Below are 15266 nucleotides of genomic sequence, written 5' to 3'. Positions count from 1 at the left end.
CGTCGTGAATCCCGCCCTGACCGCGCTCGTCGGCCGGCTGCGCGAGACGGAACTGAAGCCGACGGCCGAGGAGTTGGCGGACGCGCTGTGGCTGGCGCGCCATGTGCCGCCCGCGCCGTCCAGGCCGCCCGGCTCGATACCCGAGGAGAGGGCCGGGACACAGCCCGCCGACCGCCCGCCGCTTGAGGCGGCGCAGCCGCCCGCGCCCTCTCCCTTCCGCACGGGACCGGCGCCGAGCCCTCGCGTCGACCTGTACGGCCCCGCGCAGACGGAGGGTGCACCCGGCGGCGTACCGGCCGTCGGTATGCGCCGGGTTCCGGTGCCGACCGCCGCCGCGCTGCCGGACGCCCCGGCACTCCAGCGGGCGCTTCGGCCCCTGCAGCGGTACCGCCCGCCCATGCGCCCCGTACACCGTGAGCTCGACGAGGTCGCGACGGCCGACCGGGCCGCCGACACCGGCCTCGTGGTGCCCGTGCTGCGCACGGCCCGGCGGCGCGAGGCACGCCTTGCCTTCGTCATGGACGTCTCCTCGTCGAACGTCGTATGGGACACGGCACTTGAGGAGCTGCGGCAGGTCTGCGAACGCGCGGGGGCGTTCCGCGAGGTCGCCGTGCACCGTCTCCGCGAGGACGCGCCCGTGCCCGCCCAGCTCGGCGACCCCACCGGACGGCAGCTGACCCTGGTGCTCAGCGACTGCGCGGGACCCATGTGGCGCAGCGGCCGGATGCAGCGGCTGCTGTACACCTGGGCGTCGACCGCGCCGGTCGCCGTCGTGCAGCCGCTGCCGCAGCGGATGTGGGGACGTACGCATCTGCCCGCGCGGCCCGGGCTGCTGCGGCGGCGCGAAGGACCGGCGGGACGGCTGGAGTTCACCCCGAAACGACCAGGGCCGGCCGTCCCGGACAGCCTCGACCGGGGCATACCGGTGCCGGTGCTCGCCCTGCGCCGCTCCTCGTTCGACGCCTGGACACGGCTGGTCGCCGGCGCGACCGGGCAGTCGCTGAACGCCGCCGCCGCGCTGGTGCGGGCCCGCCACGAACCCGCAGCGACCCGGTCCCGCACGGCCCGCCACATCGAACCCGCCGAGCGCGTCCGGGCCTTCCGCAGGACCGCCTCGCCCGCGGCCGCCCAGCTCGCCGTCTATCTGTCGGCGGTCCCGCTGGTGCTCCCGGTGATGCAGCTCGTCCAGCGCGCCATGCTGGTCCGCGGCGGCCCCGACGTACTGGCGGAAGTACTGCTCAGCGGGCTGCTGCGGCGGGACGACGACGGGCCGGCCGAGGACGAGGGCGGCCCGTCGTATGCCTTCCTGGACGGCGTCCGCGAGGAGCTGCTCGGCCAACTGGGCACAAGCAGCGCGGCATTGGTGCTCAAGCACTGCTCCGAGTACGTCGAGACGCGGTACGGGCGTACGGTGCGCAACTTCCCGGCCATGGCCGCCGCCTTTCTCGCCGGTTCGGTGGACCCGCACCCGTCGGCGCCCGGCAGCCCCGACAGCCGCAGCCAGTGGGCCTTCGCCCAGGTGTCGGCCCAGGTGCTGCGGCGGCTCGGCGTTCCCGAACCCGCCGCGCCCCCCGGCGGACTGCCCAAGGACGGCCCCGCGGGCCTGGTGGCGCGGGCCCGCGCCTGTCTCGCGCATTTCGGGGAGTACGGCACCGTACGCGACCTCGACGAGGCGATCAGGCTCCTCGGCTCGGCCACCCAGGCCGAACGGCGCACCGCCGAACGCGCCGTGCTCTACGGAGAGCTGGCCAGCGCCCTGCTGCGGCGCTGGCTCGTGCGGCCGCTGCCCGAGGACCTGCGTGAGGCGCTGGACGCCGCCCAGAACGCGCTCACCGGCAAGCCGCAGGCGCATCTGACGCTGGCGCAGGTGCTCGAAGCGATGGCCGACGAGGTGGAGTCGGGCCGGCTGAGCACCCTTCTGATGCCCGAGTGGGTACGGGTACAGGCCGCCGAGGGCTCCGGTGATGTGCACCTGGTGGCGTCGATCCTGCTGGCGACCGCGGACGCGGGCCTCGCCGAACTGACCGACAGCGAGCCCCGGTACGACGACGTGCCTGGGCTCAGAGAGGCCGCGGCAGGCGCCAGGATCCAGGTGCTGCGGCGGCTGGCCGTCACAGGCGCCCCGTACGGGCTGCGCGGCCCGGTCCGGCCCGAGGACTGGTTCACCCAGACCACGCAGACCGCGCTGAGCGTCGTACAACTGCTGCTGGCGGACGAGCGCCCGGAGTCCGCGCTGCTCGTCGAGGGCGGGCTGCTGCTGGACCTGGCCCGGCACCACCGCGGCGAGGGCCCCGTCGCCAGGGCCGCCGACGAGGAGGACCGGATCGCCTCCCGCGCCTACGCCCAGCGCGCCGACGAGGACCTGCACGCGGGCATCGACGGACTCGACTGGGACACGGTCCGCCAGACGCAGCTCTGCCGCGCCTGGCTGGACTACGCCGACGCCATCGAATTCGCCCACGAGAACCCCGACGACGACGACAGGCTGCGCATCCTCCAGGCCCTGGACCAGGCGCGCCAGCATGTCGGCAAGGACGAGGACGCCCTGGCCGACATCCTGCTGAGGATGGCCCGTGTCCTGGAGCAGCGGTACGCGTCGACGGGAGGCTGGGCGCACCGCGACTCGGCGATCGCGGCCTGGACCGAGGCGGTGCCGCTGCTGCCGTGGCACGACCCCGGCCGTGCCGTGGTCCTGACCTCGCTCGGCAGGCAGCTGGCCGAGCGCGGTGTGGACAAGCACTCCTCGGCCGACATCCACGCGGCCGTACGAGCCCTGCGCGGCGCGATCGAGCAGACACCGGCGGCCGATCCGGAACTCCCGCGCCGCCGGGCCCTGTTGGGCCACGCCTATATCGAGCGCTTCCGCGCCGACGAAACAGTCGCCGATCTGCACGAGGCTGACTGGGCCCTCGGAGCCACGGCCCGGGCGGCGGCCGATCCCGAACTGGCCGCCTACGCCTGGTGGTACCGCGCTCTTGCCTCGGCCCTGCTGGCCCAGCGCACCGCATCGCACCCGAAACTCCAGGACGCGGCCGCCCACTACCGCCGGGCCGCCGCCCAGCCCGGCACGGGCGACCTGCTGGAGCGGGCGGCGGCCTCCCAGTGGATGCGGGTCGCCCGCCTGGAACGCACGGCGGGCCCCGGGCGCGCCCTGGAGGAGCACCGGGCGGTGCTGTCCCTGCTGTCCGCCGCGGGCGCGGCGCGCACGCAGACCGCCAGTCTCATCCGGCAGGAAGTCGCCCGGCTCGAAGGGGCCTGAACAGCCCGGAGGGCCCGGCCCCGCGCGCTGAACGCGGGGCCGGGCCCTCCGTGACGTACAACCGACCGGTCAGGCCTCGAAGACCTCGTTGACCAGCTGCTGCTGCTCGGCCTGGTGGCGCTTGGCCGAACCGACCGCCGGGGACGAGCCGTGCGGCCGCGAGATGCGGCGCAGGCGCTCGCCGTGCGGAACGTCCGCGCCGACCGCCAGGTCGAGGTGGTCGATCAGGTTCAGCGCGATGAACGGCCACGCACCCTGGTTCGCCGGCTCCTCCTGCGCCCAGAGGTACTTCTCGGCGTTCGGGAACTTGGCGATCTCGGCCTGTAGCTCGGCACCCGGCAGCGGGTACAGACGCTCGAGACGGATGAACGCCGTGTCCGTGTTGCCGCGCTTCTGACGCTCGGCCTCCAGGTCGTAGTAGACCTTGCCGGTGCAGAAGACGACCTTGCGGACCGCGTTCGGGTCCACGGTGTCGTCGCCGATCACCGGGCGGAAGCCGCCGTTGATGAACTCCTCCGCCTTCGACGCCGCCGCCTTCAGACGCAGCATCGACTTCGGGGTGAAAACGATGAGCGGCTTGTGGTGCGGGTTGTGGACCTGCCAGCGCAGCAGGTGGAAGTAGTTCGACGGCAGGGTCGGCATGGCGACCGTCATGTTGTTCTGCGCGCACATCTGCAGGAAACGCTCAGGACGGGCGGAGCTGTGGTCCGGGCCCTGGCCCTCGTAGCCGTGCGGCAGCAGCAGCGTGACGCCGGAGGTCTGGCCCCACTTCTGCTCGGCCGAGGAGATGAACTCGTCGACGACGGTCTGCGCGCCATTGACGAAGTCACCGAACTGGGCCTCCCACATGACCAGCGCGTCCGGGCGGGCCAGCGAGTAGCCGTACTCGAAGCCCATCGCCGCGTACTCGCTGAGCAGCGAGTCGTAGACGTTGTAGCGGGCCTGGTCCTCGGAGAGGTACAGCAGCGGGGTGTAGTCCTCGCCTGTCTCCTGGTCCACCAGCACCGCGTGGCGCTGGCCGAACGTGCCACGGCGGGTGTCCTGGCCGGAGAGACGGACCGGGGTGCCCTCCATCAGCAGCGAGCCGATGGCGAGCGTCTCGCCCATGCCCCAGTCGATCGTGCCGTCCTCCACCGAGGCCGCACGGCGCTGCATCTGAGGCATCAGACGCGGGTGGACCTTGATCCGCTCGGGGATGTTGACCTGGGACTCGGCGATCCGCTTCACGACCTCCTGGGAGACCGCGGTGGTGACTGCCACCGGGAACTCGGCCTGCGCGTCCGGGACATGCGCCGGGGCCGGGTGGCTGGTGGCCTCGCGGACCTCCGCGAAGACCTTCTCCAGCTGGCCCTGGAAGTCCTGGAGCGCCTGCTCCGCCTCTTCCAGCGTGATGTCGCCGCGACCGATCAGCGACTCGGTGTAGAGCTTGCGCACCGAGCGCTTCTTGTCGATCAGGTTGTACATCTGCGGGTTGGTGAACTGCGGGTTGTCGCCCTCGTTGTGACCGCGGCGGCGGTAGCAGATGAGGTCGATCACGACGTCCTTGTTGAACGTCTGGCGGAACTCGAAGGCGAGCCGCGCCACGCGGACCACGGCCTCCGGGTCGTCACCGTTCACATGGAAGATCGGTGCCTCGATCATGCGGGCCACGTCGGTCGCGTACATGGACGAACGCGAGGACTCCGGGGCGGCGGTGAAGCCGACCTGGTTGTTGATGACGATGTGGACCGTGCCACCGGTGCGGTAGCCGCGCAGCTGCGACATGTTCAGCGTCTCGGCGACGACACCCTGGCCCGCGAAGGCCGCGTCACCGTGCAGGGCGACCGGCAGGACCGTGAAGTCCGTACCGCCCTTGTTGATGACGTCCTGCTTTGCGCGGGCGACACCCTCCAGGACCGGGTCGACCGCCTCCAGGTGCGAGGGGTTGGCGACGAGCGAGACCTTGATCTGCTCGCCGTCGAGACCGGTGAAGGTGCCATCGGCGCCCAGGTGGTACTTCACGTCGCCGGAGCCGTGCATCGACTTCGGGTCGAGGTTGCCCTCGAACTCCCGGAAGATCTGCGCGTACGACTTGCCGACGATGTTCGCCAGGACGTTCAGGCGGCCGCGGTGGGCCATGCCGATGACGACCTCGTCGAGCCGGGACTCGGCAGCCGAGTCGATGACCGCGTCGAGCAGCGGAATGACGGACTCGCCGCCCTCCAGGGAGAACCGCTTCTGGCCGACGTACTTGGTCTGCAGGAAGGTCTCGAAGGCCTCCGCGGCGTTCAGCCGGCGCAGGATCCGCAGCTGCTCCTCGCGCTCGGGCTTGGTGTGCCCGCGCTCGACCCGGTCCTGGATCCACTTGCGCTGCTTGGGGTCCTGGATGTGCATGAACTCGATGCCTGTGGTGCGGCAGTACGAGTCGCGCAGCACGCCGAGCACGTCGCGCAGCTTCATCAGGGACTTGCCGGAGAAGCCGCCGACGGCGAACTCGCGCTCCAGGTCCCACAGCGTGAGGCCGTGCTCGGTGATGTCCAGGTCGGGGTGCTTGCGCTGGCGGTACTCCAGCGGGTCGGTGTCGGCCATGACATGGCCGCGGACCCGGTAGGAGTGGATCAGCTCGAAGACACGCGCCGCCTTGGTGACGTCGTCGTCGTGCGAGGCGTCGATGTCCTTGAGCCAGCGGACCGGCTCGTAGGGGATGCGCAGCGCCTCGAAGATGTCGTCGTAGAAGCCGTCCTCACCGAGGAGGAGGTTGGCGACGATCCGCAGGAACTCGCCGGAGGCGGCGCCCTGGATGACCCGGTGGTCGTACGTGCTGGTGAGGGTCATCACCTTGGCGATGCCCAGCTTGTTCAGAGTGTCCTGGGAGGTGCCCTGGAACTCCGCCGGGTAGTCCATCGAGCCGACGCCCATGATGACCGACTGTCCGGGCATCAGACGCGGCACGGAGTGGACGGTGCCGAGGCCGCCGGGGTTGGTCAGCGAGACGGTGACGCCGGTGAAGTCGTCCATCGTCAGCTTGTTGTTGCGGGCGCGCCGGACGATGTCCTCGTAGGCCTGCCAGAACTCGAAGAAGTTCAGGGTCTCGGCCTTCTTGATGCCCGCGACGACCAGCTGGCGGTCGCCGTTCGGCTTCACCAGGTCGATGGCCAGACCGAAGTTGACGTGCTCCGGCTTCACCAGGACCGGCTTGCCGTCCTTCTCCGCGAAGGACCAGTTCATCGACGGCATGGCCTTGATGGCCTGCACCATCGCGTACCCGATGAGGTGCGTGAAGGAGACCTTCCCGCCGCGGGCGCGCTTGAGGTGGTTGTTGATGACGATGCGGTTGTCGAAGAGCAGCTTCACCGGGACGGCGCGCACGGACGTGGCCGTGGGCACCTCCAGCGAGGCGTTCATGTTCTTCGCGACCGCGGCGGCGGGGCCGCGCAGGGGCACGATCTCCGGACCCTCGGTGGCCGGCTCGGCTGCCTTGCCGGCAGCAGCCGCGGCGGGCTTGGCGGCGGCGGGCTTCGGCGCCACGGGTGCGGGAGCCTGGGCCGCGGGCTTCGCCGGTGCGGCGGGCGCGGCCTGGGCGGGTGCGGCGACGGGCTGTGCGGCCGCCGGTGCGGCGGGCGCGGCCGGGGCTGCGGTGGTGGCACCCGTAGCCCCCGCGGCTACGGCGCCGGACTGTGCGGCGGCCTGGCCGTCCGCGGCTGGGGCATCGGCGACCGGCTTCGCCCCGGCGGCGGCATTCGCACCGCCCGGCTTGTAGTCGGCGAAGAAGTCCCACCAGGCACGGTCGACCGAATTCGGGTCCTGGAGGTACTGCTGGTAGATCTCGTCGACGAGCCACTCATTGGGACCGAACGCGGCGGCAGGGTTCTTACCCTGCCCGCCTTGGTCGGTCGAGATGCTCGAGTTACTGGGGGACTGAGACGACACGGCGGCAACCGCCCTCTTCCGCTTCACAAGGTGATGGACAGCGGAAATAAAGGCTACGCCTCCCTGGCCGAGAGGTGCAGGCCGGGCGGGCCATCGTCGCGCAAGTCACACCGATCGGCGGGTTTCGGGGCAGGGAATGGCGGGAAACAAGCTCGGTTCCGGTTTACCGCGGGTATGACTCACCGCGGCTGCGACCCATGGACTCGCACCCAGGAGGGCGTACTGGCCGGATTCCGGCCGCGCCCTCACTGCGTACACGCAGAATGCGCGCTTCCGGTTCGAACCCTACGTCAACCGCGTGCCGACGGGATCCCCGGAAGGGTCACGAGAATGCGGCAGCCGCGGGACGATTCGGCCACCCCGATACGCCCGCCGTGAAGATCGACCGCCCAGCGCGCGATCGCGAGGCCCAGGCCCGTACCGCCGTCGCTCCCCTTGCCGTGCGGAGCGATGATGGTGCCGCGGTTGAAGCGCTCGAAGACCCGGTGGCGCTCCGGCTCAGGGATGCCCGGGCCCTCGTCGACCACTTCCAGGTCGAGGGACTCCGCCTGCGGGCCGCGCCGGGCCCGTACGGTCACGCGGCCGTGCGGCGGCGAGTGCTTGACCGCGTTGTCGATCAGATTGGCCACCACCTGGTGGAGACGCTCGGCGTCCGCGTGCGCGGTCAGCTCGGGCGGCGACACATCCAGATGCAGATGGACGTCAGTACGGGTGTGATGGCCGGACCCCGAGGTCAGACCCCGCTGCGCGGCGGCCAGATTGGCCTCCTTCAGCACCCCGGAGAGATAGGGCCACACCTCGAAGCGGCGGGCTCGCAGCGGTACGACGCCGTTGTCGAGCCGGGACAGATCCAGCAGCGTCTCGACCAGTCGGCCCAGGCGCTCGGTCTGCTTCAGCGCGGTGCGCATCGTCTCCGGGTCGGCGGCGGAGACCCCGTCGACGACGTTCTCCAGCACGGCGCGCAGCGCGGCGATCGGGGTGCGCAGCTCGTGCGAGACATTGGCCACCAGCTCCTTGCGGTGCTGGTCCACGGCCTCGAGATCGTCGGCCATGCGGTTGATGGTGGACGCCAGGTCGCCGAGCTCGTCACGGCGGTCGGCGCCACGCACCCGGCGGGTGTAGTCGCCGTGCGATATGCCCTTGGCGACGGTGTTCATCTCGTCCAGCGGGGCGGTCAGACCGTGCGCCACGAACTGGGTGATCAGCAGGGTGGCGATCACCGAGAAGACGGTGATGAAGCGCAGCTCGGTCTGGGTGCGCACGGCGACCAGCAGCAGGCCCGTGGTGATGAAGACCGAGACGACGACGAGCGTGCCCAGCTTGGTCTTGATCGAGATCGAGATGGATACCGAACGCAGCCAGTTCCGCCAGCCATGGCGACCGGGCAGCAGCCGGTTCCAGGGCCGCCGCCGTCTCATGGCGCTCATGGCGCCGGCGTCTCCAGCGCGTAGCCGACACCGTGCACGGTACGGATGCGCTCGGCGCCGATCTTGCGGCGCAGGGCCTTGATGTGGCTGTCGACGGTCCGGGTGCCGGACGCGTCGGCCCAGTCCCACACCTCGGCGAGCAGCTGCTCGCGGGAGAGGACGGCGCGCGGGGTGTTGGCCAGGCAGACCAGCAGGTCGAACTCGGTCGGTGTGAGATGCACGTCCTCGCTGCGCACCCGCACCCGGCGCTGGGCGTGGTCGATCTCCAGCTCGCCGAGGCGCAGGATGCCGCTGCGCGGAGTCACCGCGGCGAGGGCGGCACGCTCCACACGGCGCAGCAGCACATGCACGCGTGCCGCCAGCTCCCGCATCGAGAACGGCTTGGTCATGTAGTCGTCGGCGCCGACGCCGAGGCCGACGAGCATGTCCGTCTCGTCGTCGCGCGCCGTGAGCATCAGCACCGGGACCGGGCGCTGGGCCTGGACCCGGCGGCAGACCTCCAGGCCGTCGAAGCCCGGCAGCATCACGTCGAGCACCATCAGGTCGGGTTGCCAGGCCTCGGCCGCGTCGACGGCGGCGGGTCCGTCCGCGGCCGTCTGGACGAGGAAGCCCTCGGCCCGCAGGCGGGCGGCGATGGCATCGACGATCGTCGAGTCGTCCTCGACGACCAGCACCCGGCGCTGGGCGCCGGGCGTGGCCGCGACGCCGTTGTGCGTGGTGTGTGTCTGCTCCATGGCCCCGCCCCTGTACGCGTTCTCGCGAGCTGCATGCCGGTGTAGATCCCGTGTGTAGGTCAGCAGCGTAAGGGCTTTGACGGCGTCCCGGCTACGCAGGGCGAGCGGCGAGGTGGACCACGTCGGGTACGCCTCGGGCAACCCGGATCTCTTCGGTCCGAACCCCGGTGAATCCGACATTCCGCAACGCATCCTCAAATGCGGGGGAGGGCTGTGCGGACCACACGGCGAGCACTCCGCCCGGCTTCAACCTGCCCTGACAGGCGGCGAGTCCGGTAGGTGAGTAGAGGTTTTCGTTGTCGTCGGTGACGGTCCAGTCGGGCCCGTTGTCGATGTCCAGACATAGGGCGTCGTAGCGGTCCGTGGTCGTGCGGAGATGCGTGACGAGGTCCGTGTGCAGGATCACGCTGCGAGGGTCGGCGAGCGCGTCGCCGGAGATCCGCGCGAGCGGACCCGAGCGGTGCCAGTCGATGATCGCCTGCTCGCGCTCGACGACGGCGATATGACGCCAGTGGGGGTTGGCGGCGGCGCGGGCGAGGGAGAAGCCGACGCCGAGGCCGCCGATGAGGAGGGCGGGGGCGGCGTTGCCCGTGGTCAGCGCGTCGTACGCGGCGTCGACGAGCAGCCGCTCGGAGCGCCCGTCGGAGGTGTCCATCAGGAAGCACCCGTTGGCGATGATCTCGTGGTGCTCGCCGCGCCGGCGCAGGACGACCTCCCCGTGGGGCCCCTCACGGCGGTCGAGGGTGAGGGGTGCGTCGGCATGAAGCGGCATGGCGGTGACCTCCGGGCGACTGGGCGGACGCGTGTCGGTGGCCATGGTGTCGGGGTGGGGCGAGAGGGACAAATGGTTAGGGGGTTTTTGGGATCAGGGCACGCGAGCCCGGCACGATCCGAAAGACACCCGCTAGGGCCAGGGTGGCTGGGGCCGCGTTCCATAGTCGCGCCTCAGTGGATTCACAGCGGATTCACAGCTGGTCAGCGCAGCCTGACGTGCGCACGACGTTCGGGGTGGTGCAAAGGTTGCCTCGTGTGGCGCAGGTCATAGACGGGGGTCATGGTGATCGCGTTGGGTGGGGGTTCGTTCGGGGGCTTGGACGAGAGGGGCCTCACGCGTGGACCAGCTTTCGACGCGCGATCCGGTCACGGGCCAGAAGCTGCTGGGCGGTATCCCGGCCCAGCGGACGGTGACGCGACCGGCGACACCCGCTCTCGCGCCGCCCGCACCGGCTCTGGCGCCCGCACCGGCTCTGGCGCCCGCGCCGGCCCTGGCGCCCGCGCCCGCCCCCTCTGTGCGACGGCCCGCTGTACGACGGCCGGCCTGGCGCCAGGCGCTGCGGCTGCTGCCCACGCCGACCGGCACGCCGTTCACCTTCTGCTACGCCCTCGTCCTGCTCGCGACCTCGCTCTTCGTGGAGTACGGAGACCCCGTCACCGTCTCCTCGCTGCTGCGGGGCTCCAGCACCGATGTCGCCCATTTGGCCCACACCCCGCTACTCGTTCTGGGCGCCAGCGCCCTGTGGGTCGCGGGCGGCCTCGCCAGCCCGTACGCCATCGCCTTCTTCTTCACCCTCACCGCGCTGGAGCGCCGCATAGGCGGCTGGCGCACCGCCGGGGTGTTCCTCGCCGGTCATGTCGCGGCGACCCTGGCCACGGAGATACCGGTCGCCGTCTCCGTCGTGGCCGGGCATCTGCCTGCCACGTCCCTGCACCGGCTCGACTACGGCATCAGCTTCGGCCTGATGGCCAGCATCGGCGCCCTGGCCGGACTGCTCGGCCCGGTCCCCCGCGGGACGCTGCTCGGCTTTGTCGTCCTGATGCAGGTCCAGGACCTGCTGGCCTTCGAGGACCCGCTCACCAACTGGGGCCATCCGCTCGCCCTGCTGGCCGGTGTCGCCTGCTGGCCCGCCGTACGCCGCTGGTCGCACGGGCGCGGGGGCGGACGCCGGTCACTCCTCGGGGAGCGCCGCGAATACGTCCCGCAGGGCGGGTAGCCGCGTCGTCTCGTCCGTGGTCACGGTGTGGCCCGCGTACGTGATCCGGTAGCTGAACCCGTCCGCGACCGGGCTGCCGGTGGCCTCGCGGGGAAGCCGTGCGAAGTCCGCCTTCTCCAGGGCCCGGCGCAGCGCGGTCAGCTCTGCGGGCGTCATCCGGCCGGAGCCCCCGGGACCGGTCTTCGTGGACGTGGTGTAGGTGCCGTCGTCCCGGACGAGGAGCTCGTTGTGTACGCCGGCGATGCCGCCGGTGACCGTCACGGCGACCAGCGGGCGCGCGGCAGCGGGCGTCGTCGGTGTCGCTGTCGGGGCGGAAGAAGCGGAGGCCGACCCCGGGCCGGTCCCCGGCGGCGACGAACCGCCGCGGCCGGTCCCCGGCGGCGACGAACCGCCGTCACCGTCCCCGCTCCCGGAAGACGTACACCCCGCCGCCAGCAGGACAGCCAGCAGCACCCCCGCCGCCCCGAACCCGCCCCGCCTCAGCCTTCGCACGCGCCCTCCTGCCGTCCGTACCGCACCAGTACATGCCAGAGCTGCTTCACGTACTGCAGCATGCCGCAGCCGCACATGGCAGGACCCGACCTGTCCCCGCCCGGAAAAAGATCAGTCGGCGGGGCCGCGGACAATTCCGGTGAGCGGTCCCTGGAACTGCCAGCCCAGTGAGCCGTACAGCGCCAGGCCCTGGGTGGTCGCGCTCAGGACGCCTGTCGTGGAGCCCGACTCGGCCGCGGCGGTTTCGAGCGTACGCATGACCAGGCGGCCCAGTCCCCGGCGCTGGTGGGACGGGTCGGTCTCCACCTGGTCCACGACCGCGGTGGCGCCGGTCGGGGCGACCTGGCCGCGGGCGGCGAGGGGAGCCGTCGGGGGCGTGGACGCGGACCCGCAGGACGCCGTCGCGGGTCTCCGTGTGGAGGGCGTAGCCCTCGGGGGCCGTCCCGGGCTCGTGGCGGCGAAGCCCGGTGAACATCATGAAGCCGGGGTCGTCGGGCAGCGTCCAGCCGGCCGGGAGCCAGTCGGCCACCGTCTCCGGTGGTGCGAGGAGCTTCATCCAGGCGCCGGGTTCGGTGATCGCCTCGCCGAGCTTGCGCACGATCGCCTCGTCGGGCTCTGCGAGCACATGGCGGAAGACATGCCCGGGCAGTCCGACGTCGATGCGGTAGCCCCAGGGCTGGGGGACCGGGGCCCCGGTTCCACGATTGACCGCCCAGCCTTCGACCCACGCGGAAGTAATAGCTGAACTCTGCATGGGGTCATTACATCCACTCCGGCTGTCGGTGCGCGGCCTGATCGCTGAGAGCGAACGGTCCCGGGGGAACATCTCCGCGGGCTCATGCATTGAGTCCATACAGCTCAACTTGACTGCCGAAGGGGAGATCATGGCTTCGACGTCCACACCGCTCACCTTGCCCGTGCTGCCGCTCGACGACGAGGTCGTGCTGCCCGGAATGGTGGTGCCGCTCGACCTGTCCGACACCGACGTACGGGCCGCGGTGGAGGCCGCCCAGGCTGCCGCGCGTTCCAGTGGTGCCAGCAAGCCGACGGTGCTGCTTGTTCCGCGCGTCGACGGGACGTACGCCGCGACCGGCGTGCTCGGGACCGTCGAGCAGGTCGGCCGCCTGTCCGACGGCGACCCCGGCGCGCTCATCCGCGGCCGCGGCCGGGTGCGGATCGGCGCGGGGACCACGGGCCCGGGCGCCGCACTCTGGGTCGAGGGCTCGCGCATCGAGGAGATCGTGCCCGACCCGCTGCCCGGCTCGGTCACCGAGCTGGTCAAGGAATACAAGGCGCTCGCCACCGACTGGCTGAAGAAGCGCGGCGCCTGGCAGGTCGTCGATCGCGTCCAGCAGATCGACGACGTCTCGCAGCTCGCCGACAACTCCGGCTACTCGCCCTTCCTGACCACGGCTCAGAAGATCGAACTCCTGGAGACCGCCGAGCCGGTGGCCCGCCTCAAGCTCGCCACCGAGCAGCTGCGCGAGCACCTCGCCGAGCAGGACGTCGCCGAGTCCATCGCCAAGGACGTCCAGGAGGGCGTCGACAAGCAGCAGCGCGAATTCCTGCTCCGCCGCCAGCTCGAAGCCGTACGCAAGGAGCTGCGCGAGCTCAACGGCGAGAGCGGCGAGGACGAGTCCGACGACTACCGGGCCCGCGTCGAGGCCGCCGACCTGCCCGAGAAGGTGCGCGAAGCCGCCCTGAAGGAGGTCGAGAAGCTGGAGCGGTCCAGTGACCAGAGCCCCGAGGGCTCCTGGATCCGCACCTGGCTCGACACCGTCCTCGAACTGCCCTGGAACGAGCGGACCGAGGACGAGTACGACATCCAGGGCGCCAAGGCGATCCTGGACGCCGAACACTCGGGTCTTCAGGACGTGAAGGAACGGATCACCGAATACCTGGCGGTGCGCAAGCGGCGCGCCGACCGGGGGCTCGGCGTGGTCGGCGGGCGGCGCGGGGGCGCGGTTCTGGCGCTCGTCGGCCCGCCCGGCGTGGGAAAGACGTCCCTCGGCGAGTCCGTGGCGCATGCCATGGGACGGAAGTTCGTCCGCGTCGCGCTCGGCGGCGTACGGGACGAGGCGGAGATCCGCGGACACCGGCGTACGTACGTGGGGGCGCTGCCCGGCCGGATCGTACGGGCGATCAAGGAGGCCGGTTCGATGAACCCGGTCGTCCTGCTCGACGAGATCGACAAGGTCGGCTCCGACTACCGCGGCGACCCGGCGGCCGCCCTGCTCGAAGTCCTGGACCCGGCGCAGAACCACACCTTCCGCGACCACTACCTGGAAGTCGAACTCGACCTGAGCGATGTCGTCTTCCTGGCCACCGCGAATGTCCTGGAGGCCATCCCGGAGGCCCTGCTCGACCGGATGGAGCTGGTCAGGCTCGACGGCTACACCGAGGACGAGAAGGTCGTCATCGCCAGGGACCACCTGTTGCCGCGCCAGCTGGAGCGGGCGGGCCTCGAGCCCGGCGAGGTCGTCCTCGAGGACTCGGCGCTGCGCAAGCTCGCGGGCGAGTACACCCGGGAGGCGGGCGTCCGTAACCTGGAGCGTTCGGTGGCCCGGCTGCTGCGCAAGGTCGCGGCCCAGCACGAACTGGGCGACCAGGAGCTGCCGTTCACGATCGGTGCGGACCAGCTGCGCCGTCTGATCGGGCGGCCGCACCATGTGCCCGAGTCCGCACAGGACCCGGCCGAGCGCCGGACCGCTGTGCCCGGTGTGGCCACCGGCCTCGCGGTCACCGGCGCGGGCGGCGACGTCCTGTTCGTCGAGGCGTCGCTCGCCGACCCGGAGACGGGCGCGGCGGGACTGACGCTGACCGGACAGCTCGGTGACGTGATGAAGGAGTCCGCCCAGATCGCGCTGAGCTTCCTGCGCTCGCACGGCGCGGAGCTCGAGCTGCCGGTCGCCGACCTCAAGGACCGGGGCGCCCACATCCACTTCCCGGCGGGCGCGGTCCCCAAGGACGGCCCGAGCGCGGGCATCACGATGACGACGGCGCTCGCCTCGCTGCTCTCCGGACGCCTGGTGCGTACGGATGTGGCGATGACCGGTGAGGTGTCGCTGACCGGACGGGTGCTGCCCATCGGCGGTCTGAAGCAGAAGCTGCTCGCCGCGCACCGGGCGGGCATCACGACGGTCGTGATCCCCAAGCGGAACGAGGCGGACCTGGACGACGTCCCGGCCGAGATCCTCGACAAGCTGGAGGTGCACCCGGTGACGGATGTCCGCCAGGTGCTGGAGATCGCGCTCTCTCCGGCGGAGGTGCCGGTGCAGGCCGCGGCCTGACCGCGCTCCACCAGGCCCTGTCCGGCCGATCTTGCCGGGCTCGCGTGCTGGGGGCACCTCCCGTAGCCCTTCGGGCACGGGAGGGCGGCCGTGTTCGAGGATCGGGCCGACCGTGCCCATCTGGTCGAAGGTCTCCAGGGTCCGGGGGTGGACGGCGACGGCCC

General features: G+C 71.5%; 9 protein-coding genes. 3 read left to right on the top strand and 6 right to left on the bottom strand.

What is annotated here, in order from left to right:
• Positions 1-4 precede the first annotated feature (4 nt).
• A complete protein-coding gene (locus tag ABZS64_RS28520) occupies positions 5-3259 on the top strand; it encodes an SAV_2336 N-terminal domain-related protein (RefSeq protein ID WP_355835614.1) in 3255 nt (1084 codons plus the stop codon).
• Positions 3260-3328: 69 nt separating this feature from the next.
• Here ABZS64_RS28520 and ABZS64_RS28515 read toward each other — a convergent pair whose 3' ends face one another.
• The 4 genes from ABZS64_RS28515 to ABZS64_RS28500 form a co-directional block, all read right to left on the bottom strand.
• Positions 3329-7168, bottom strand: coding sequence for a multifunctional oxoglutarate decarboxylase/oxoglutarate dehydrogenase thiamine pyrophosphate-binding subunit/dihydrolipoyllysine-residue succinyltransferase subunit (locus tag ABZS64_RS28515; protein ID WP_355835611.1), 3840 nt, complete (start codon positions 7166-7168; stop codon positions 3329-3331).
• Between the two features lie 290 nt (positions 7169-7458).
• The gene (locus tag ABZS64_RS28510) at positions 7459-8586 is read right to left on the bottom strand and encodes a HAMP domain-containing sensor histidine kinase (protein WP_355835754.1); all 1128 of its coding nucleotides are present in this window, start codon (positions 8584-8586) and stop codon (positions 7459-7461) included.
• A 5-nt stretch (positions 8587-8591) separates the two neighbouring features.
• Positions 8592-9329, bottom strand: coding sequence for a response regulator transcription factor (locus tag ABZS64_RS28505; protein WP_355835608.1), 738 nt, complete (start codon positions 9327-9329; stop codon positions 8592-8594).
• A gap of 91 nt (positions 9330-9420) precedes the next feature.
• Entirely contained in the window at positions 9421-10101 is a 681-nt protein-coding gene (locus ABZS64_RS28500) for a spermidine synthase (protein WP_355835751.1), read from the bottom strand.
• Positions 10102-10441: 340 nt separating this feature from the next.
• Between ABZS64_RS28500 and ABZS64_RS28495 the strand changes: the two genes are divergently transcribed.
• Positions 10442-11320 carry a rhomboid-like protein gene (locus tag ABZS64_RS28495; protein WP_355835605.1) on the top strand — a complete coding sequence of 293 codons (879 nt, stop codon included), beginning with the start codon at positions 10442-10444 and terminating at the stop codon, positions 11318-11320.
• On the opposite strand, the gene ABZS64_RS28490 is transcribed toward ABZS64_RS28495, so the two are convergent.
• Both ABZS64_RS28490 and ABZS64_RS28485 read right to left on the bottom strand, forming a co-directional pair.
• Entirely contained in the window at positions 11276-11812 is a 537-nt protein-coding gene (locus tag ABZS64_RS28490; protein WP_355835602.1) for a protealysin inhibitor emfourin, read from the bottom strand. The two genes, ABZS64_RS28495 and ABZS64_RS28490, sit on opposite strands and share 45 nt — an antisense overlap.
• 111 nt (positions 11813-11923) lie before the next feature.
• Positions 11924-12127, bottom strand: coding sequence for a GNAT family N-acetyltransferase (locus ABZS64_RS28485; RefSeq protein ID WP_355835598.1), 204 nt, complete (start codon positions 12125-12127; stop codon positions 11924-11926).
• A 569-nt stretch (positions 12128-12696) separates the two neighbouring features.
• Between ABZS64_RS28485 and lon the strand changes: the two genes are divergently transcribed.
• Positions 12697-15102, top strand: coding sequence for an endopeptidase La (gene lon / locus ABZS64_RS28480; protein ID WP_355835595.1), 2406 nt, complete (start codon positions 12697-12699; stop codon positions 15100-15102).
• Positions 15103-15266 lie beyond the last annotated feature (164 nt).

It is taken from the genome of Streptomyces sp. NPDC005408, assembly GCF_040606445.1.
Classification (GTDB): domain Bacteria; phylum Actinomycetota; class Actinomycetes; order Streptomycetales; family Streptomycetaceae; genus Streptomyces.
This window is presented reverse-complemented; position numbering and strand designations above follow the sequence as displayed.

Excerpts from the sequence above, each read along its gene's own strand:
- ABZS64_RS28510 (WP_355835754.1), bottom strand. The coding sequence starts at position 8,586 with ATGAGACGGCGGCGGCCCTGGAACCGGCTGCTGCCCGGTCGCCATGGC.
- ABZS64_RS28505 (WP_355835608.1), bottom strand. The coding sequence starts at position 9,329 with ATGGAGCAGACACACACCACGCACAACGGCGTCGCGGCCACGCCCGGC.
- ABZS64_RS28500 (WP_355835751.1), bottom strand. The coding sequence starts at position 10,101 with ATGCCGCTTCATGCCGACGCACCCCTCACCCTCGACCGCCGTGAGGGG.
- lon (WP_355835595.1), top strand. The coding sequence starts at position 12,697 with ATGGCTTCGACGTCCACACCGCTCACCTTGCCCGTGCTGCCGCTCGAC.